17 protein-coding genes are annotated in these 18,496 nt (G+C 72.0%); 6 read left to right on the top strand and 11 right to left on the bottom strand.

Annotation, left to right across the window (positions count from 1 at the left end):
* Positions 1-114: 114 nt before the first annotated feature.
* The 3 genes from ACIA8D_RS27395 to ACIA8D_RS27385 form a co-directional block, all read right to left on the bottom strand.
* Positions 115-783 carry a TetR/AcrR family transcriptional regulator gene (locus ACIA8D_RS27395; protein WP_399236325.1) on the bottom strand — a complete coding sequence of 223 codons (669 nt, stop codon included), beginning with the start codon at positions 781-783 and terminating at the stop codon, positions 115-117.
* An 87-nt stretch (positions 784-870) separates the two neighbouring features.
* The gene (locus ACIA8D_RS27390) at positions 871-2,373 is read right to left on the bottom strand and encodes a class I adenylate-forming enzyme family protein (RefSeq protein ID WP_399236324.1); all 1,503 of its coding nucleotides are present in this window, start codon (positions 2,371-2,373) and stop codon (positions 871-873) included.
* Between the two features lie 4 nt (positions 2,374-2,377).
* On the bottom strand, positions 2,378-2,950 hold the full coding sequence (locus ACIA8D_RS27385) for a VOC family protein (protein ID WP_399236322.1): 573 nt from the start codon (positions 2,948-2,950) through the stop codon (positions 2,378-2,380).
* Between the two features lie 112 nt (positions 2,951-3,062).
* On the opposite strand from ACIA8D_RS27385, the gene ACIA8D_RS27380 reads away from it, so the two are divergent.
* The 3 genes from ACIA8D_RS27380 to ACIA8D_RS27370 are packed head-to-tail and all read left to right on the top strand — an operon-like array spanning position 3,063 to position 6,224.
* Positions 3,063-4,181: a hypothetical protein gene (locus tag ACIA8D_RS27380; RefSeq protein ID WP_399236319.1), complete on the top strand. Its 1,119-nt coding sequence runs from the start codon at positions 3,063-3,065 to the stop codon at positions 4,179-4,181.
* 28 nt (positions 4,182-4,209) lie between these two features.
* A complete protein-coding gene (locus ACIA8D_RS27375) occupies positions 4,210-5,754 on the top strand; it encodes a class I adenylate-forming enzyme family protein (RefSeq protein WP_399236318.1) in 1,545 nt (514 codons plus the stop codon).
* Between the two features lie 59 nt (positions 5,755-5,813).
* Positions 5,814-6,224, top strand: a complete 411-nt coding sequence (locus ACIA8D_RS27370) for a nuclear transport factor 2 family protein (protein WP_399236317.1) — start codon at positions 5,814-5,816, stop codon at positions 6,222-6,224.
* A 3-nt stretch (positions 6,225-6,227) separates the two neighbouring features.
* On the opposite strand, the gene ACIA8D_RS27365 is transcribed toward ACIA8D_RS27370, so the two are convergent.
* From ACIA8D_RS27365 to ACIA8D_RS27330, 8 genes are all read right to left on the bottom strand, one after another.
* Positions 6,228-7,001, bottom strand: coding sequence for an SDR family oxidoreductase (locus ACIA8D_RS27365; protein WP_399236315.1), 774 nt, complete (start codon positions 6,999-7,001; stop codon positions 6,228-6,230).
* Between the two features lie 88 nt (positions 7,002-7,089).
* A complete protein-coding gene (locus ACIA8D_RS27360) occupies positions 7,090-8,001 on the bottom strand; it encodes a dihydrodipicolinate synthase family protein (RefSeq protein WP_399236312.1) in 912 nt (303 codons plus the stop codon).
* 34 nt (positions 8,002-8,035) lie between these two features.
* Positions 8,036-8,848: an enoyl-CoA hydratase-related protein gene (locus ACIA8D_RS27355; RefSeq protein WP_399236310.1), complete on the bottom strand. Its 813-nt coding sequence runs from the start codon at positions 8,846-8,848 to the stop codon at positions 8,036-8,038.
* Positions 8,845-10,032, bottom strand: a complete 1,188-nt coding sequence (locus ACIA8D_RS27350) for a CaiB/BaiF CoA transferase family protein (RefSeq protein WP_399236308.1) — start codon at positions 10,030-10,032, stop codon at positions 8,845-8,847. Before ACIA8D_RS27350 ends, ACIA8D_RS27355 begins: the two co-directional genes overlap by 4 nt.
* Positions 10,029-11,438 (bottom strand): FAD-dependent oxidoreductase, encoded by a 1,410-nt coding sequence (locus tag ACIA8D_RS27345; protein WP_399236305.1) that lies wholly within the window; start codon positions 11,436-11,438, stop codon positions 10,029-10,031. Before ACIA8D_RS27345 ends, ACIA8D_RS27350 begins: the two co-directional genes overlap by 4 nt.
* 37 nt (positions 11,439-11,475) lie before the next feature.
* Positions 11,476-12,777: an MFS transporter gene (locus ACIA8D_RS27340; protein ID WP_399236304.1), complete on the bottom strand. Its 1,302-nt coding sequence runs from the start codon at positions 12,775-12,777 to the stop codon at positions 11,476-11,478.
* Positions 12,778-12,886: 109 nt separating this feature from the next.
* Positions 12,887-13,474: a helix-turn-helix domain-containing protein gene (locus ACIA8D_RS27335; protein ID WP_399236302.1), complete on the bottom strand. Its 588-nt coding sequence runs from the start codon at positions 13,472-13,474 to the stop codon at positions 12,887-12,889.
* A gap of 152 nt (positions 13,475-13,626) precedes the next feature.
* Entirely contained in the window at positions 13,627-15,297 is a 1,671-nt protein-coding gene (locus ACIA8D_RS27330; protein WP_399236300.1) for a putative glycoside hydrolase, read from the bottom strand.
* A 272-nt stretch (positions 15,298-15,569) separates the two neighbouring features.
* Here ACIA8D_RS27330 and ACIA8D_RS27325 point away from each other — a divergent pair, with 272 nt between their 5' ends.
* The 3 genes from ACIA8D_RS27325 (at position 15,570) to ACIA8D_RS27315 (ending at position 18,495) form a co-directional block, all read left to right on the top strand.
* Entirely contained in the window at positions 15,570-16,445 is an 876-nt protein-coding gene (locus ACIA8D_RS27325; RefSeq protein WP_399236298.1) for a polysaccharide deacetylase family protein, read from the top strand.
* A 67-nt stretch (positions 16,446-16,512) separates the two neighbouring features.
* Positions 16,513-17,157 (top strand): alpha-ketoglutarate-dependent dioxygenase AlkB family protein, encoded by a 645-nt coding sequence (locus ACIA8D_RS27320; protein ID WP_399236296.1) that lies wholly within the window; start codon positions 16,513-16,515, stop codon positions 17,155-17,157.
* A gap of 78 nt (positions 17,158-17,235) precedes the next feature.
* Entirely contained in the window at positions 17,236-18,495 is a 1,260-nt protein-coding gene (locus tag ACIA8D_RS27315; protein WP_399236293.1) for an ROK family protein, read from the top strand.
* Position 18,496 lies beyond the last annotated feature (1 nt).

Genomic DNA, 18,496 nt, shown 5'->3' with positions numbered 1-18,496 from the left:
TGCGGCGGCGGGGGGGGGGGGCCCGGGGGGGCCGGGGGGCCCGGGGGGCCGGGGGGCGGGGGTTTGTGGTTGGGCCCCGCCCCCGCCCGCCCGGCCTCACCCAAACGACAAGCCCTAAGGGCGCCAGTAGACGGACTTGACCCAGATCGTGGCGAGCGCGTCGATGGCACGCTCCTCGTCCGGCGCGGTGCCGTCGTCGCCGTGCCCCATCCAGATGTAGCAGGAGTGCTCCAGCATCGCGGAGAGGGCCGACGCCGTCAGCTCGGGGTCGGTCCCGGGGCAGTACCCGTCCTGCTGCGCCCGCCGGATCTCGGCCGCGATCATCCCGGTGCCCCCGGCACGGATCGCCAGCCACCGGTCGCGGAACTCCTCCTCCAGCATCGACGCCTGGAACACCCCGACGAGCTCGCCGCGGTGCCTGCGGTACGTGTGCCAGAACGCGGCCACCGCCTCGCGCAGCGCCTCCTGGGGTGCCAGGCCCGCGCGGAAGGGCCGCTTGGTGAGCTCGGACGCCTCGTGGTGGAAGTCCTCGGCGAGCGCAGCCAGCAGGTCGGCCTTGGTGTCGTAGTAGTTGTAGAACGACGCCACCGACTTGCCGGCCTCGGCCGCGATGTCGCTGATCCGCGCGTTGAGATAGCCGTCCCTGGCGAACACGGTCCGGGCTGCGGCGCGGAACGCCTCGTCGGTCTCCCGGCCCTTCCGGGTCGCCTTCGCCGTGCGGCCGACGCCCGGCCGGGCCGCCGTCGTCGCCCTGCGCGCGGGCCTGACGGTGTGTCTCCTCATGCTGCGGACTCCCCCTTTCGACGCCGCGATGCTATCCGGGCCCGTCCCGCACCAGGCACGACGGGTGCGGGACGGGTCCGGCGGGCGTTACGAGACCCGGCGCGTGTGTCCGGCCCAGAACGGTTCGCGCAAGGGGCCCTTGAGCACCTTTCCCGTGGCGTTGCGCGGCAGCTGCGGCGCGACGGTGACGCCGGTAGGCGTCTTGAAATGGGTGAGCCGCTCCCGCGCCCAGGCGAGGAACGGCTCGGGCGCGAACTCCCGCTCCGTGTCGGCGGGGACGAGGACGGCATGCACCGTCTCGCCCCAGCGTGGATGCGGCACGCCGATGACCGCGACCTCCCGCACCGCGGGATGCGCCGCGAGCACCGCCTCCACCTCCGCCGGATACACGTTCTCGCCGCCGGACACGATCATGTCCTTGAGCCGGTCGACGAGCGTGAGGTAGCCCTCGTCGTCGAACGTCCCGATGTCCCCGGTGCGATAGAAGCCGTCGGCGGTGAGTACCTGGCGGGTGGCCTCCGGGTCGTTCCAGTAGCCGGGGAAGGGGGCCGCGCCGCGCACCTGGATCTCGTCGTGCTCGCCGAGCCGGATCTCCCAGCCGAGCGAGGGGCGGCCCGCCGTGGCCAGCCGCCCGCGGGACACGTCGTGGTCGGCGGGCGCCAGCGAGCTGATCGGCAGCGGCCCCGTCTCGGTGCTCGCGTACGCCTGCCGGAACCGGCAGCCCAGTGTGGTGACGGCCCGCTCCAGCACCTCGGGCCGGATGGCCGACGCCCCGTACACGACCTCGATCAGCGCGGACAGGTTCGGCGGCGCGGCGCGCGCGGCCACCTCCGACGTCACCGCGTCGACCAAGGTCGGTACGAGCTGGGTGAGTTGGACGCGGCGGGCGGACAGCTCGTCCACGAACCGGGACGCCGCGAAGCCGTCCATCAGATGCAGATGGCCGCCGGTGAACAGGGCGTAGCCCAGATTGACGAGCCCCGCGACGTGGAACAGCGGCAGCGCGCTCAGATGGCGGGCGCCCGGCACGGCCTCCGGTACCTCCAGGGACATGAAGGTGGCCGCCGAGATCAGCATCTCGTGCGTGACCGGCACCAGTTTGGGCCGACCGGTCGTGCCGCTGGTGTGCAGCAGCGCGCACGGGGAGTCGGTCCGCATGAGCTCGTGCGGGCGTACGGGGGCGGGCGATGCGGGCGAGGTGTCGGGCGCGAGTGGGAGGACGGTGCCGCCGAACCCGGCGACCCTGCCCAGGAGTTGCGCCCCCGCCTTGTCCGCCACCACATGACGGGCCTTCATCAGATCGAGGAGGACGGCGACTTCGGGCGCCGCGAGCCGCCAGTTCACCGGCGCGGGGAGCGCCCCGGCCCGGAGCAGGCCGAAGAGCGCGACCGCCCACTCCACCCTGTTGTGCGCGAGCAGCGGGACCACGTCGCCGGGTGTCACCCCGGCGGCCGTGAGGCGCCCCGCCTCGCGCTCCACCGCGTGCGCAAGGTCCGCGTAGCCGAGCTCGCCTCCCCGGTCGTCGCTGAGCGCGACCCGGTCGGCGTCGTGCGCGGCGCGCCAGTCCAGAACGTGCTGCCAGGCCGGCACGGCGTCAGCCGGCGGGGGCCGGGGGGACCCGGTCGGCCGCGGTCCGCGGGGTGTGGGCGACGTCGCCGGGCGCGCCCATCTCCCGGCGCCAGCAGGCGAATTCGAGCAGGATGCCGTCCGGGTCCTGGAAGTAGAAGGACCGCACGAAGACACCGTCGTGCAGCTTCTCGGCGTACCCGTCCTCGCTGTCGTCGTGGTCGATGACCGGGCTGACCCGGACGCCGTCCTCCTTGAGCTTGGCGCGGTACTCCAGGAACCGCTCCTCGGGCACGTTGATCGCGACGTGGTTCATGGTGCCGACCGCCGAGGTCCACTCGCCGATGCCGGGCACGGTCACCGGACGGGACACCCCCGGCACCGCGTCGGGCGCGTCCGCGAACCAGAAGAACGCCAGCGCGTTGCCGCCGCCCATGTCGAAGAAGAAGTGCTGCCCGGCGCCGCCCGGGAACTCGATCGTCTTGATCAGGCGCATGCCGAGGACGCGTGTGTAGAAGTCCACCGTGCGCTCCATGTCCGCGCACACCAGGGCGAGATGGTTGACCCCGCCCAGCTCGTACTTCGGGTTCCGCCATGTCATGTGCCGGACCTCCTGTCGTCGACCGGTGAATCCTGTTCTGAATCTAAACTCAGATTCAGAACTGCGCTAGGGTGCCGACGCATCAGCCGTTCTCGTCGGAGGAGGCAGCGCAGTGCATGAAATCACCAGGGAGTTCGTCGGGTTGGCATCGCCGCTGGTGGGGCGCGCGGGGGCCGGCGGCCATCCGTGCCAGGGCCTCTACCACCGCCCCAAGGGGCACCGGCCGACCACGGCGTTCATCGCCACCCACTACAACGTGGACTTCTCCGAGCACTACTTGGCGTCGTATCTCGCCGAGCGCGGCTACGGCTTCCTCGGCTGGAACACCCGTTTCCGCGGCAACGAGCCGTACTTCCTCCTCGACCACGCGCTGGCCGAGATCGGCGTCGGTGTCCGCTGGCTCAAGGAGATCGCGGGCGTCGAACGCGTCGTCCTGCTCGGCAATTCCGGCGGCGGCTCGCTGATGGCGGCCTACCAGTCGCAGGCGGTCGAGCCGAACGTGCTGCCCACCGCCGGCGCCCGGCCCGTCGAGGCGATCCAACGCCTCGACGCGGGCGACCTGTTCGTGGCCCTCGCCGCGCACTCCGGACGGCCCGAGGTGCTCACGAACTGGATGGACCCCTCGGTCACCGACGAGACCGACGCCCTCTCGGTGGACCCGGACCTCGACCCCTTCGGGCCGCGCAACCCGGCCCCGTACGACGAGGAGTTCCAGCGGCGTTACCGGGCGGCGCAGCGGGCCCGCAACGAGCGGATCACCGACTGGGCGCTGGAGCGGCTCGACGCGCTGCGCGGCACCCGCGCCCGCGACGAGCTGTTCCAACTCCACCGCACCTGGGCCGACCTGCGGATGATCGACCCGGCCATCGAGCCGTCGGACCGCCGCCCCAACTGGTGCTACCTGGGCGAACCCGCCCGCGCCAACTACGGCATGTTCGGCATCGGGAAGCAGTCGACACTGCGCACCTGGCTGTCCATGTGGAGCCTGCGCACCTCGCAGTGCATCGCCGCCCCGCACCTGGCCCGGATCACCGTGCCGTCCCTCGTGGTGCACGCCACGGCTGACGCCTGCGTGTACGACAGCGACGCCGACGCGCTGTTCCGCCATCTCGCCGCCACGGACAAGCGCCTGGAGACCGTCAAGTCCGACCACTATCTCCAGGAGCCGGACGACACCCGGTCCGTGGCCGCGGACCTGATCGCCAACTGGGTGGCGCAGCGCACCCCGTGACCCCGCGGACGTACACGTACGGAGCCGGATGGAGACGGACGGAGGCGCACGGATGCAGAGCTGGATCCATGTCCTGGAATGGCGGGCCACCACACGCCCGGACGTGCCCGCACTGATCGACGACCGGGGCACCCGGCTCACCTACGCCGAGCTGCTCGCCGTGGTGGAACGCCGGGCGGGCGGCTGGGCGCGGGCGGGTGTCGTGCCCGGAGACGTGGTCGCGGTGGTCGCGCGCAACAGCGCGGACTTCTTCGTGCACTGCTTCGCGCTGATGCGGGCCGGCGCCGTCCCCGCGCTCGTCAACTGGCGTTTGTCAGCGGGTGAGTTGAAGGACCTCTTCGATCTTCTCCAGCCGGTGGCCGTCGCCGCCGACGCGGAGTTCGCCGCACCCCACGACCTCCCGCTGCGGGTCCGCGTCGGCGGCGGTCCGCTCCCCGAGGGCTGGCGCGACGGTGACGCCCTGGACGCACCCGCGCCGGCCCGCCCGGTCGAGCGGCTGCGGGGCGACGCGGTGCTGGCCCTCGTCCACAGCAGCGGCACCACCGGCAGGCCCAAGGCGGTGCCGCTGCGCCACGGGGCCCTGATCACCAGCGTCGCCGCCTTCGCCCTGGAGATCGGCGACCAGGTCGCGGGCTCGCGCCATCTTCAGCTGATGCCGCTCTTCCATCTGGGCGGTCTCGGCCAGGCCCTCCAAGTGTTCCTCACCGCGGGCACGTTGGTGGTGCCCACGGCGTTCCGCCCGGCGGAGGCGATCGACACCGTCGAGCGCGAGCGCGTCCAGTTCTTCACGGCGGGCCCTTCCATCGTCGACATGCTCGTGGCCGAGGTGCGGGGTCGCGAGCACGCGCCCGACCTTTCGAGCCTCGTGGAGATCGCCTACGGGTCCGCGCCCATCCCGCCGAGCTCGCTGGAGGCGGCCCTCGCCACCTTCGGCTGCCGGTTCCGGCAGATCTACGGCAACACCGAGAGCCAGAGCATGATCAGCCTCCTCGCCCCCGAGGACCATCAGCCCGACAATCCACACCTGGCCACGGCCGGGCGGATCTCCTTCGGCTGGGAGGCGGTCGTCGTCGACCCCGGGGGACGGCCGGTGCCCACCGGAGCGGCGGGCGAACTCCTGATCCGCGGCGACTGCCTGTTCCACGGCTACTGGAACGCCCCGGACACCACGGCGGAGGCCTTCACGAGCGACGGCTGGTACCGCACCGGCGACATCGCCCGGATCGACGCCGACCGCTATCTGACCATCCTGGACCGGGCCACCGACATGATCATCACGGGTGAGGAGAACGTCTACCCCGCCGAGGTCGAGGCGGTCCTCGCCCGCCACCCCGGGATCGCGGAGGCCGCCGTCGTCGGCCGCCCCGACGCGCGCTGGGGCGAGGCCGTGCACGCCGTCGTCGTACCGGCGAAGGGCCAGACACCGACGGCCGAGGCGGTCATCGCCTTCGCCCGCGAGCGCCTGGCCCACTTCAAGTGCCCCCGCAGCGTCGAGTTCACCGCCGAACTGCCCCGCACCACGACCGGCAAGGTGCTCAAGCGTGAGCTGCGGGGTCGTACCACCACCCGCTGATCCGCCGCAGTGAACCGTCGCTCGTTCCTCCTGTCGCTGCCCCCTCCCGAGGAGTGCCCATGGACGACCAGCCCATCGACCGGCCGATCGACCGGCTCATCGACCGGTTCCTCGCCGCCATCGAGGCCGGCGACATCGACACCGTGCGCTCGCTGTACGCGCCGCACGCGGTCATCTGGCACAACGACGACCTTGTGGAACAGTCCGTGGAGGACAACCTCAAGGTGCTGCGCGGCCTGCACCGCACGGTCGCCGACCTGCGCTACGAGGTCGTCCGGCGCGCCCGCCTCGACGACGGCGCGCTCCAACAGCACGTCCTGCACGGCACGTTGCCCGGCGGCGTCCCGGTGACGCTGCACGCCGCCATGTACCTACGGGTCGAGGACGGCCGGATCAGCCGTATCGACGAGTACCTGGACTCCGCCCACCGCGCCACGATCCGGGCGGCGCGGGAGGCGCAGGCCGGCTGACGGTCACAGGCTCCGCACCAGGCCGCCGTCGACGCGCAGCGCCGTCCCCGTGACGTACGAGGCGGGCGCCGAGCACAGGAACGCCGCCGCGGCGCCGAACTCGTGGGGCTCGCCGTAGCGGCCCGCCGGGATCGTGGCACGCGACTGCGCCGCGACCTCCTCGGGGGTGCTTCCGAGCCGCGCGGCCTTGGCGGCGTCGAGCTCCGCCACCCGCGCGGTGCCGATCCGCCCCGGCAGCAGCAGGTTCACCGTCACGCCGTCCGCCGCCACCTCCGCCGCGAGGGTCTTGAGGTGGGCGGCGAGCGCGGCCCGCCCGGCGTTCGACGCGGCGAGCCCGGGCAGCGGCGCGGCGACCCCGCTGGAGCCGATGGCGAGCACCCGCCCCCAGCCCTGCGCGCGCATCGCGGGCAACGTCAGCTCCACGAGCCGCTGCCCGGCCAGGAAGAGCGTCTCGAAGGCGGCCGTGTACGCGTCGCCGCCCGTGTCGGCGGCGGCGCCGGGCGGCGGCCCAGGACCGTTGAGCACAACGATGTCGGGCGGCCCGAACGCCTCGTGCGCTGCGTCGACGAGCCGCTGGGGTCCCTCGGGTGTGGCGAGGTCGACGGCGACGCCGACCGCGTCGGGCAGCGCGGCCGCGATCCCGGCCGCCTCCTCGCCCCGCCGCCCGCTCACCACGACCCGGGCGCCCTCGGCGGCGAGCGCCTCGGCCACGGCGCGGCCGAGCCCGCCGGTGGAGGCGGCGACGAGCGCGACCCGTCCGCGCATTGCGAGATCCATCAGATGGCCGCCGTCCTGTTGGTTCGTTCGTCCCGCCGGGTGGCGGTACGCGTCTGCGGGCGGAGGGTGGCGCGCTGCGGCCGTCCCCTCAACATGTCACCACTCCTGCGCTCAACGCCCCTGGTGTGGCGGCGAGATGACGGTCCAGCTGCGGACCGAGCGCCACCGGCATCGACGGCGCCGGCGGCCGCACCCCGGATCCGTCGATCAGCCCGCGCCGACGGATCGCCTCCTTGCGGACGGCCAGGCCGATGCCAGCCTGCGCCTCGAAGTTGACGAGCGGCAGATACGGCAGACAGGCCGCGCGCGCCGCCTCGTAGCCGCCGACGCGATACGCCTCGACACAGGCCAACAGGCCCTCGGGGCAGGAGAATCCGGTCATGGCGCCGGCCGCCCCCGCCGCGAGTTCGTCGAGCAGGCCGAGGCCGCCGAGCCCGCCGAAGACCGGCACGTCGAGCGCCTCGGTCAGCGCGGCGACGGCCGCGGGTGTGGGCGGCGCCTCCGCCTTGACGGCCGCCGCCGAGTCCAACTCCCGTACGACGGTGACGAGATCGGGTGTCGTGATCCGCACACCGCTGCTCACCGGGTAGTCCTGCACCACGATCGGGGCGCCCGTCGCCTCGTGGACGGCCCGCAGATGTGCGCAGGCCACCTCGGGGCGCGGCGAGTTGACCTGCACCATGAGCGCGGCGAGCCGGTCGCCGAGCGCCGCGCGGATCTGCTCGGCCTCCTCGACGGCGGGCGCCGTGGACAGTGCGGTGACACCGACGACGAGCGGCAGATCCACCGCGGCGACCACCGTGTCGAGCACCCGGCGGCGTTCGGCGGCGTTCAGCCGGGCCGCCTCGCCGAAGACGCCGAGCACGGTGAGGCCGCTGGTGCCGAGGTCCGCGTAGTGGCGCACGAGGCGGGCCAGCGAGGCCTCGTCGACGTCGAGGGAAGGACCGGTGAACGGGGTGGCGACGACACCCCAGACGCCGGGCGCGAGGTGATGTGTCATGTCGGGCGCTCCTTGTCGTACGTGGGGTGGTGTGTCAGCGGCCCGGCCACTGCGGCCTGCGCTTCTCGCGGAAGGCGCGCACACCCTCCGCGCCGTCCTCGCTGTCGAGGGCGGCCGTGAGCGCGGGCAGGCGCATCGCGTGGGCCTCGCGGGCGGGCAGATGGCCGGCGCGCTGCACCATCTGCTTGATGGCGCGCAGGGACGTGGGCGCGCAGGCGAGCACGTCGTCCACCCACCGCTCGACCGTCGCGTCCAACTCGCCCTCCGCCGCCACCTCGTTGACCAGACCCGTCCGGTGCAGTTCGGCGGCCGGCGCGCGGCGCCCGGTCAGGAGCAGGCCCATCGCCTGGGTGTGCGGCAGCCGGTGCAGGAGCTGGAACACGCCGCCGTCGAGCGGGATGCGGCCCACGCGGGGCTCGGTCAGGCCGAACTGGGCGTGCTCCGCCGCGATGACGATGTCGCAGCCGAGGACCATCTCCATGCCGCCGCCGAGCGCGTAGCCGTTGACGCGGGCGATGACGGGCACGTCGAGCGTGGTGCGCAGGCCGAGGCCGCCGAAGCCGTTCGGGTCGAGGTCGGCCCAGTATTCGAGGCCCGTCTTCGGTGCCGCGTCGGCGGACATGTCGGCGCCGGTGCAGAAGGCGCGGGGCCCGCTTCCGGTGACGACCACGGCGCGGATCGCGGGGTCGGACTCGATCTCGGACCAGATGTCGTTCAGTCGCGACGTCGCTTTGGCGTCCAGGGCGTTGAGGACGGCGGGGCGGTCGATGGTGACTCGGGCGAGGTGGCCGTCCCGGTCCCGCTCGAAGCGGATCTCGTCCACGGGAGGAGTCGTGTCGTCGCTCATCGCAGCACCCCCTGCTCCCGCAGCGACGCGATCCGCTCGGCGTCGTATCCGAGCTGCGCCAGGATCTCGTCCCCGTGCTCCCCGAGCCGGGGCGGCACCCGCCGTATCGTCGCCTCGGCGGCCGAGAGCTTGATCGGCGCGTTGAGCGCGCGGACGGTCCCGGCCACCGGGTGCCGCATCTCGACGATCATGTCGTTGACGGCGGTCTGCTCGTCGGCGAGCGCGTCGGCGAGGCTGCGCACCGGGGCGCACAGGATGTCCTGCTCCTCCAGGCGCTTGACCCAGTATTCGGTGGAGCGCCCCGCGACTGCCGCACGGAAGATCTCCTGGAGGCGGGGCCGGGCCGCGAACTGCTGGTCGAGCGTGGCGAGTTCGGGCTGGAGTGACAGATCCTCGTCCAGTTCCAGGGCGATGCTGATGTGGTGCAGCGCGTTGTCCCGGAAGCCGCCGACGAAGATGACCGCGCCGTCCGTGGTCGGGAAGACCCCGGTCAGCGGCATGGCTGCCCAGTTGATCTCGGATCCCCGGTTGAGCTGCTGGCAGGCCTCCTGCATCTGCATGTGCAGCATCGAGTCGTACATCGACACCTCGACCCGCTGCCCCTCGCCCGTGCGGTCGCGGTGCAGCAGCGCGAGCAGGATGCCCTGGAGCAGGTGCATGCCCGTCGTGTAGTCGCAGAGTGTGGTGGCGTACAGGCCGACCGGGTCGTTGTCGGCGGGCCTGCGCCACATCACCCCGCTGTAGGCCTGCGCGACGGCGTCCTGGCCGCCCTTGTGTGCGTACGGGCCCGAGCTGCCGAAACCGGTGCCGCAGGCCCAGATCACGCGCGGGTTCAGGGCCTTGAGGTCCTCGTAGCCGAGGCCGAGCCGTTCCATCACCCCCGCCCGGAAGTTGGAGACGACGACATCCGCGGTGCGCGCCAGCTCGCGGACCGCGGCGAGGCCCTCGTCGGTGCGGGTGTCGACGGCGATGCTGCGCTTGTTCCGGTTGATCGACAGAAAGATCGGGTTGTCGAGCCCCGCCTCGTCCGGGATGGACGTACGGGAGATGTCGCCGGTCCCCGGACGCTCGACCTTGATGACGTCGGCGCCGTAGTCGCCGAGCAGCTGGGTCGCGGACGGGCCCATGAACACCTGGGTGAAGTCGAGGACGGTGACACCCGTGAGCGGCTGGGTGGTGGTCATACGAGGGCCTCCCGGGAGGGCTGCGAGGGCTGTGCGGTCGTGGTGTCAGTGGCGGCCGTGGCGTTCTCGGCGGGTACGTCGCCGGGGTCGGCGCCCTGGTCGCGCATCCGGCGCTGGATCACGGCCGGGTTCACTTCGCGTACGAGCACGCCCTGCTCGACGGCGGTGGCCGCGGCGATCCCCGCCGCCTGTCCCATCGCCATGCACGGCGGGATCTCCCGGGACATGCGCTGCGCCTCGGGGGTGGCCGAATAGTGCCGGCCCGCCACGATCAACTGGTCGATGCCGCGCGGCAGCAGTGAGCGGTACGGGTAGTAGTAGTCGCGGCCGCGGGCGACCGAGTCCGTGAAGTGCTGTCGCGTGGTGACATCGTCCTTCGTCATCACGTACTCGCCTTCGAGCAGGCGGGTCTGCCGTACGCCCATCTGCTCGGCGACGTCCAGCAGATACGCCTTCTCGAAGCCGGGCAGCTCCTGGCGGATCGTGTCCAGGGCGGTCGCGATCCGGTCCCGCGCCTCGAACTCGGCCTCGGTGAGGGAGGCCGGGTCGGTGCCGTCGAAGCCGGTCATGTGGGGGCAGTTGCACCACACCACGCCCGGGATCGGTGTCTTGAGCCACCACAGTTCCCAGGCGCCGCCCAGCATGCGCTTGATCTTGCGGTTGAGGGCGCGGACCTCGCGCGGATGCTCCTGCTCGTAGCGTTCGGCGGCGTCGGTGTCGATGCCGCCGAGCCGGAAGACGAGCGTGGTGAGATAGCCGGCGCTGGTGTGCGCGGCGCCCGCGCGGGCGGCCACGTCGATGTCTCCCGTGGTGTCGATGACGACATCGCCCATGACCGCCTGCGGTCCCTGCTTGGTCTCGCAGACGACGCCCTTGAGCACGCCGTCCTGGACGACCGGCCGGGAAAACCAGCTGTGCAGGCGCAGGTTGACGCCGCTCTCGCGCACCAGGTCGTTGGAGACCCGCTTCCAGCCGTCCGGGTCGAACGCGACGGCGTAGCAGATGGGCTTGGGGTTGGTGTGCTGGTGGAAGTCGAAGGAGCCCCAGCGGCCCCACTTGGCCCAGGTCTCGGGCGAGGAGTAGCGGTCCTCGACGGGCGGGTAGACGGCGAGGCCGAGCTTGGCCATCCGCTCCACGTACTCGTCGACGACGCCGGTCACGGTGATCTCGGAGCCGTTGATCATGTCGTCGAGGACGAGGACCATGCCGCCCGACGCGAGCCCGCCGAGCGCCGCGTAGCGTTCGAGCAGCGTGACACTCGCGCCGGTCCGGGCGGCGGCGACGGCGGCGCTGACACCGGCGGGGCCGCCGCCCACGACGACGACGTCGGATCGCTGGACGACGGGGGCCTCGACCGCGTCGAGGGCGATGCGGTCGCCCGTCAGGGCAGGGGGAACTACGGGCACGGCGATGTCCTTACGTTGAGGGTGGTGAGGGCCGCGGTCAGTCGCCGGCGCGGACCGCGCCGCGGGCGAGGGCGAGCCGGTACAGCAGCACACTGAGCAGGCACAGGACGGCCACGTACACGGGGAACACGGCGGCCGCGCCGTGGTCCTGGAACCAGAGCAGGACGTACGGGGCGGTGCCGCCGAAGCCCGCGACGCCGACGGCGTAGCCGATCCCGACGCCGGTGACCCGGCAGTGCATGGGCATGAGGGTGGCGGCGACCGTGTTGTACAGGCCCATCGTGAAGGCGAGGACGGGCGCGCCGACCAGCATCACCACGGTGAAGCCGGTGAGTCCGGGGCCCCGGTACACGAGGACGACGAAGACGAGCGCGGCCGTCGCGAGTCGCGAGACCCAGAACGTACGGGAGATCCGCGAGCGGTCGGCGATCCGCCCCACCAGCGGGTACAGGCACCCGACCAGGACTCCGGAGAGCGTGGTGATCGCGAAGACGGCGGAGCTGTCCTCGTGGTGGGTGGTGCGGGCCAGGTTGGGCAGGCCGGTCGTCCATGTGTAGTTGATGGCCTGGGCGCCGGCGACGACGAACACGATGGTGAGCAGGGCGAGTTTGCGCCGGGCGAGCTCGGCCCACGGTCCCGCGGGTGCCGGGCCCTCAGTGTCGTCCGTGCTGTCCGTGGCGCTCTCCAGCGTCTCCGGGAGCGTCCTGCGCAGCCACAGGAAGACACCTCCGGCGAGCGCGCCGATCGCGAAGGGGATGCGCCACCCCCAGGAGTCGAGCGCGTCCTGGCTCAGCACCGAGCTGACACCGAAGCACACCAACGAGGCGCCGACAATGCCCACTTGGACGTAGAAACCCATGATCGCGCCGAACCGGGCGGTGTGTCCTTCGGGGGCGAGTTCCACGGCGTACGTGGAGTTGAGCGGGGCCTCGATGCCGGTGGAGATGCCCTGCACGATCCGGCACAGGAGCAGGATCACGCCCGCCCACGTGCCGATCACGGCATGGGTGGGGGCCACCGTGATGACCAGGCTGGTCGCCACCATCGAGCCGATCGAGAAGAGCATCACTCCTTTGCGTCCCGCCCGGTCGGCGATCCGGCCGAAGACGACGGCGCCCAGCGGGCGCGCCGCGAAGCCGACGGCGAAGACGGCGAGCGCGGACATGGTGGAGGAGAGGGGATTGGAGGAGGGGAAGAACTGCGGGCCTATGGAGGAGGCGAGCAGGCCGTAGACCATCCAGTCGTACCACTCGACGGCGTTTCCGCCGCCTAGGGCGATCAGGGCACGACGGGTGGAGACCGGCACACGGGCGGGGGATCTCTGCAAAAGCGATGCCATCAGGCACCTCGCTGGTCGAGGATCGGGCGTGCGCGGATGACGGGCGCGCGCCGGGGTGGGCGCGTCCGGTGGGGTGTCTTGAGATGTCAGGCTTGAAGAGGGGTACGGCTCACCAGGTGGGCGGCGTGATCACCCAGACCGAACTGGCGGGCTCGTCACCGGGGTTGGCGTACCAGTGCGGCACGCTGCTGGAGTACGTGATGGAGTCGCCGGGGTACAGGCGGTGCCGGACACCGTCGAGGTAGACGTCCTTGACGCCGCTCAGCACGATGCCGAACTCCTCGCCGTTGTGCCGGAACGGGGTGTCGCTCGTGTCGTGCCCCGGCTCCGTCTCCACCCAGATCGACTCCAGCGCCCCGCTCAGGGTCGGCGTGAGCAACTCGTAACGTGCGCCGGTCAGTTCGGCGGCGCCGTGGAAGTCGAGGACCCGCCGCTCGTCGTGGCGCACCACGGGCGAGACCTGGTCCGCCAGGTGGAAGAGGCGGCCGATGGGGATGTCCAGGCCGTGCGCGATCTGGGCGAGCGTGGCGAAGGACGGGTTGCCCTTGCCCCGCTCGACCTGACTGATGAGGCCGACGCTGACGCCGGCCGACTTGCTGAGCGTCTCCAGAGTGAGTCCCGCCTGCTTGCGGGCCGCCCTGACCTGCAGTCCCACGGTTGCGACGAGGGCGTCCACATCGGGCTTGGCCTCACTCATGGACGTACCTGCCTCTTGTCGGGTCGGGCGTCCCCGCCCGGTGCGGACACCGGCGGGCTCAATGACGATTCAACTGCACGACGCCGCGCCCGACAAGGGGCATGTTGAAATTCTTCAGCATCCTGAAAATCGAGGGAGTGTTCCGCTCTGACTCAGTCCAGCGCCCCCGCGTGGTACTGAACCCCCGGGTTCCACAGCAGGAATCCCTTGATGCCGTCGGAGCGGGCCGCGTCGAGCTGGGCGCGGACCTCCTTGTCGCCGTAGGAGACACCGAGGGAGAAGTCCTGGATCCAGGGGACGATCTGCGCGTCGGTGTGCCGGGTCTTCTTCGCGAAGGCGGCGAGGGAGCGCTTGGTGATCGGGTACGGATGGGAGTTGGGGTCGGAGACGCCGTACTCGCCCTTCGCCCAGTGCGATGGGTAGATCATCGGCGAGATGTAGTCGGCCTCCTGCGCGAGCAGGCCGACGTCCTGGGCGATCTCCTTCGGCCGGTCGACGGCGATGCCGAACACCGAGACACCGAGGAACGCGTCGTACTTGCGCACGGCGGCGCGGGTCTCGCCGACGACATCGGCGACGGACCGCTCGGGCGTGGTGTCACCGAGGCCCGGGAAGGACATCTTGCTCATCGGGCCGTCGGGGCGGCGGATGTAGTCGTAGAGGATGTCGTCGAAGCCGAGCTTCGCGGCCTCCGCGGACAGGTCGATGTTGTACTTCCTGACCTCCTTGTTCGCGAAGTTGGTGAACGACAACTGGCCGTAGCTGCCGCCGTTGTAGGCACCCCCGCCCGGGGCGCGCACCACGCGGTCGCGGTGCCCGGACTTCCACGATTTGGTGGCGAGGATCGGGTCGCGGAAGGCGACGATGCGGCCGACGACCGTGCCGCCCGCGGCGTGGATCTCCTTGATGGCCTTCCTTGCGTCGTAGTACCCCTTGGCGGCGCCGACGCTCTTGGCGAGCGGCACCTTCGAGGCGTATCCGATCTCGCCCAGCTCGTCCTTGATGTCGAGCTGCACGGCGTTGATCTTCTTCTGCTTCAGCATCCTCATGACCGGCTTGCGCAGCGCGTCGGAGGCCCAGCCCTGGGCGCTGACGTGCACGGCCTTCAACAGTGGCCGGTGCACTGTGAGTTCGGCCTCGTGGCGGGCGGTGTTGCCCGCGGCGTCGGTCGCGGTGACCGTCGCACGCCCCGGTGGGCGCGGGAGCCGGACGGCGAAGGCGCCGTCCTTCGCGGGCTTCGCGGTGCGCCCCGCGACGGTGACCTGCTGCGCGCCGTCCGCCGTACCCCTGACGGTGACGGGTTCGCGGAAGCCGTCCGCCTTGGTGTCGGCCACCTTGAGGCGGGGTGCCTCGGTGTCGACCGTCAGTTTTCGGACGACCTCGGTGTCTCCGGTGGGCCAGGAACCGGGGTGCGTGACCCGCAGTTCGTGAGTGCCGTCCTTGATGTCACCCAGGCCGACGGAAAGGGGTCCCGCGCTGCCGTGCGCGGCCCGCGTCCGCAGGGGCTTGCCGTCGAGGGTGACCTTGGTGCCCTTGAGCTCGTCGCCCTCGGCGCCGGTGATCTCGAACCCGCCCGTGCGCAGGACCCGCGCGCCCAATGTGCCGTCGTTCGGCAGGCCGACGAGGTTCAGGGTGGTTCCGTGCGCGGCACGTAGCGAGAGTGTGCCGCCTATGGCGAGAACCAGTGCGAGCAGTACGCAGGCGAGGATGACCGGCCGTCTGTGCGGGAAGCCCGCCGGGGAAGCACTGGCGCCGGGGTCGGAAGCGGAACCGGATGTGCGGGAGGTGGGGGAGCGGAGCCAGTTCTTCCAGTCGAGCCGCATCAGCAGATCCTCCAGGAGGTCTCGTGCGTCGTGGTCTACTGCGTCCTCTTCGTGTGCGCCGTCTTCATCGTCTTCATCGTGTCGGCACAACTGCCGTAACCGCTCTGGTCCTTGTGATGGCCGCTGTCTCCTGTGGCGGGACCGGGAGCGATGCGCCGAATGACGGGGCCAAGCCCCCTGAGTCCGCCGGTGACCGGCAGGCTTCCCGTTCCCCGACCTCGGGACACTCTTCCGGGGCAGCGAAACCGGCCAAACCTCCGGCGCCCGACAAGGTGCGCGCCAACGAGCTGGGCGCCGTGCCGGTGCTCATGTACCACCAGATCCTCGAGCACCCGAAGAGCGCGTACGACCGGACCCCTAAGGACCTCCGCACCGAACTGGAACGCCTGGTGCGCGAGGGGTACGTGCCCGTGACCGCGGGCGACTTCGAAACCGGAAAGATCGACATCCCGGCCGGCGCCCACCCGGTCGTCCTCACCTTCGACGACTCCACGGACAGCCAGCTCCGCCTCGGCGCCGACGGCGAACCCACCAAGAACTCCGCGATCGGTGTCCTGCGCGACGTCGCCCGCGAACACCCCCGCTTCCCGGCCCGCGCCACCCTCTTCGTGAACGGCGACGCCTTCGCCGCCACCGGCCAGAAGAAGGCCCTGACCTGGCTGAAGAAGAACGGCTTCGAGATCGGCAACCACACCCTCGACCACGCGAACCTCGCGCAGAGCGGCACCGCCAAGGCGCGCGCCCAGATCGCCGACGGCCAGCGCTCCATCGAACGCGACGTCCCCGGCACGGACGTCCGCTCCCTCGCCCTCCCGTACGGCATCCAGCCCGAACCCGCCGACCTCGCCCTGACCGGCAGCGCGTCCGGAACGGCGTACAAGAACCGCGGCGTCTACCTCGTCGGTGCGAACCCGGCCCCCTCCCCGTACGCCGACTCCTTCGACCCGGCCGCGATCCCCCGCATCCGCTCGGCCCCCGCCAAGGGCAAGGACGCGAACTACAGCTCCACGCACTGGCTCGACCAACTGTCCGCCGGAAAGCTCGCGCGCTACACGTCCGACGGCGACCCGGACCACGTCTCGTACCCGAAGACCACGAGCGCACGACCGGGGAAGACGGCGCCGAAGGACCGGCTCCGGCCGTACTGAGGCGTCCGCCGGGGCACCGGGCCAGGGCCGAGTCACCGGGCCAGGTGTCATCGGGAACACTGGACCCATGAACGAACTGTTCGCCCGCGACCGCGTGGAGGTCGCGCCCGGTGCCGTCCACGTTCCCGACTGGCTCGATGAGGGAGAGCAGCGGGGCCTGGTCGAGCTGTGTCGGGTGTGGGCGCGGCCGCCCGCGGGACTGCGGGCGGTGCGGCTGCCGGGCGGGGGCACGATGAGCGTGCGGCAGTTCGGTCTCGGCTGGCACTGGTTCCCGTACGGGTACGCGCGCACCGCGGTCGACGGCGACGGCGAGACGGTGAAGGCCATGCCGCGGGAGCTGGAGACGCTCGGCCGGCGCGCCGTCGCGGCGGCCTACGGCGAGGGACACACCACCGAGCCGTACGACATCGCCCTGATCAACTACTACGACACCGACGCCCACATGGGCATGCACAAGGACCGCGACGAGAAGTCGACGGCGCCGGTGGTGTCCCTCAGCCTCGGTGACACCTGCGTCTTCCGGTTCGGCAACACCGAGACCCGGACGAAGCCGTACACGGACGTCGAGCTGCGCAGCGGGGACCTGTTCGTGTTCGGCGGCGCGTCCCGGTTCGCGTACCACGGGGTGCCGAGGACCGAGCCGGGGACGGCGCCGCCGGGGCTCGGCCTGAGCGGGCGGCTCAACATCACGTTGCGGGTCAGTGGCCTGTAGGGAAGGTGGGCGTGCGGATCGGCCGCGGGGCGTTCACCGGCTACCATTCCTGAGCGTGATCAGGGCGAGGAGTTGCTGATGGGCGGCGGCAAGGCGGCCTCCGGGGCCGGGGGCCACACGGCGGGCGATACGGCGGGGCGGCCACCACGTCTTGAGCGGGGGCGCAGCGCACTCGGCCCGGCGCTCGAACTCGTCCACACCGGGCGGGCTCCCACCCGCGCCGTGCTGACCGCCGAACTCGGTGTGACCCGCGCGACCGCGGGCGCCGTCGCCGCGGAGCTGGAGGCGCTCGGCCTCATCCGCATCGACGCGAAGCCCAGCGCGGCCTCCGGCTCCCAGGGCCGCCCCTCGCACCGTCTCTCGGTCGCCGACGAAGGACCGGTGGCGCTGGCGGCACAGGTCCATTCCGACGGCTACCGGGCGGCGCTCGTCGGCCTCGGCGGCGGCATCGTCGCCACCACGCCGGGCTGCGAGATCATCGACCCGGACCCGGCGGACGTACTGCGTTCGGTGGTGGAGGCGGGCGTCCGACTCCTCGATTCGACGGGGCGACGCTGCGTGGGCGCGGGCCTCGCGGTCCCCTCCGCGGTCGCGGAACCCGACGGCACGGCCCTCAACCCCCTCCACCTGGCCTGGCCGGTGGGCGCCCCGGTGCGGCAGATCTTCACCGACTGCGTACGCGAAGCGGGCCTGGACATCCCGGCGTTCGCGGCCAACGACGTCAACCTGGGCGCGCTCGCCGAGCACCGCCACGGCGCGGGACGCGGCGCCCGTGACCTGCTGCTGGTGGCGACCGGCCACCGCGGAGTGGGCGGCGCCCTGGTCCTCGACGGCCACCTGCACACCGGCAGCTCGGGCCTGGCCCTCGAGGTCGGCCACCTCACGGTGAACCCCGAGGGCCGCCCCTGCCACTGCGGGAGCCGCGGCTGCCTGGACGTCGAGGCCGACCCGCTCGCCTTCCTCACGGCGGCGGGCCGCGCCCCCGACCCCGGTGGCTCGCTGCTCTCCCAGGCCCGCGACCTGCTGGCCGAGGCGAAGGACGACCCGGCCGTCCGCGCGGCGACCGAGGCGCTGATCGACCGTCTGGGCCTCGGCCTCGCCGGCCTGGTCAACATCCTCAACCCGGACCGCATCGTCCTCGGCGGCCTCCACCGCACCCTCCTCGACGCCGACCCCGAGCGGCTGCGGGCCGTCGTGGCGGACCGCAGCCTGTGGGGCCGCAGCGGCAGCGTCCCGATCCTGGCGTCGACGCTGGACCACAACAGCCTGGTGGGCGCGGCGGAGTTGGCCTGGCAACCGGTCCTGGACGACCCGCTGGGGGCGCTCAGCGGGGGCTGAC

This window comes from Streptomyces sp. NPDC051684 (assembly GCF_044453445.1).
Taxonomy (GTDB): domain Bacteria; phylum Actinomycetota; class Actinomycetes; order Streptomycetales; family Streptomycetaceae; genus Streptomyces.
The sequence above is the reverse complement of the archived record's forward strand: the minus strand, read 5'-3'. Positions and strand labels throughout refer to the sequence as shown.

Excerpts from the sequence above, each read along its gene's own strand:
- ACIA8D_RS27395 (WP_399236325.1), bottom strand. The coding sequence starts at position 783 with ATGAGGAGACACACCGTCAGGCCCGCGCGCAGGGCGACGACGGCGGCC.
- ACIA8D_RS27385 (WP_399236322.1), bottom strand. The coding sequence starts at position 2,950 with ATGACATGGCGGAACCCGAAGTACGAGCTGGGCGGGGTCAACCATCTC.
- ACIA8D_RS27375 (WP_399236318.1), top strand. The coding sequence starts at position 4,210 with ATGGAGACGGACGGAGGCGCACGGATGCAGAGCTGGATCCATGTCCTG.
- ACIA8D_RS27370 (WP_399236317.1), top strand. The coding sequence starts at position 5,814 with ATGGACGACCAGCCCATCGACCGGCCGATCGACCGGCTCATCGACCGG.
- ACIA8D_RS27365 (WP_399236315.1), bottom strand. The coding sequence starts at position 7,001 with ATGGATCTCGCAATGCGCGGACGGGTCGCGCTCGTCGCCGCCTCCACC.
- ACIA8D_RS27360 (WP_399236312.1), bottom strand. The coding sequence starts at position 8,001 with ATGACACATCACCTCGCGCCCGGCGTCTGGGGTGTCGTCGCCACCCCG.
- ACIA8D_RS27355 (WP_399236310.1), bottom strand. The coding sequence starts at position 8,848 with ATGAGCGACGACACGACTCCTCCCGTGGACGAGATCCGCTTCGAGCGG.
- ACIA8D_RS27350 (WP_399236308.1), bottom strand. The coding sequence starts at position 10,032 with ATGACCACCACCCAGCCGCTCACGGGTGTCACCGTCCTCGACTTCACC.
- ACIA8D_RS27340 (WP_399236304.1), bottom strand. The coding sequence starts at position 12,777 with ATGGCATCGCTTTTGCAGAGATCCCCCGCCCGTGTGCCGGTCTCCACC.
- ACIA8D_RS27335 (WP_399236302.1), bottom strand. The coding sequence starts at position 13,474 with ATGAGTGAGGCCAAGCCCGATGTGGACGCCCTCGTCGCAACCGTGGGA.
- ACIA8D_RS27330 (WP_399236300.1), bottom strand. The coding sequence starts at position 15,297 with ATGCGGCTCGACTGGAAGAACTGGCTCCGCTCCCCCACCTCCCGCACA.
- ACIA8D_RS27320 (WP_399236296.1), top strand. The coding sequence starts at position 16,513 with ATGAACGAACTGTTCGCCCGCGACCGCGTGGAGGTCGCGCCCGGTGCC.
- ACIA8D_RS27315 (WP_399236293.1), top strand. The coding sequence starts at position 17,236 with ATGGGCGGCGGCAAGGCGGCCTCCGGGGCCGGGGGCCACACGGCGGGC.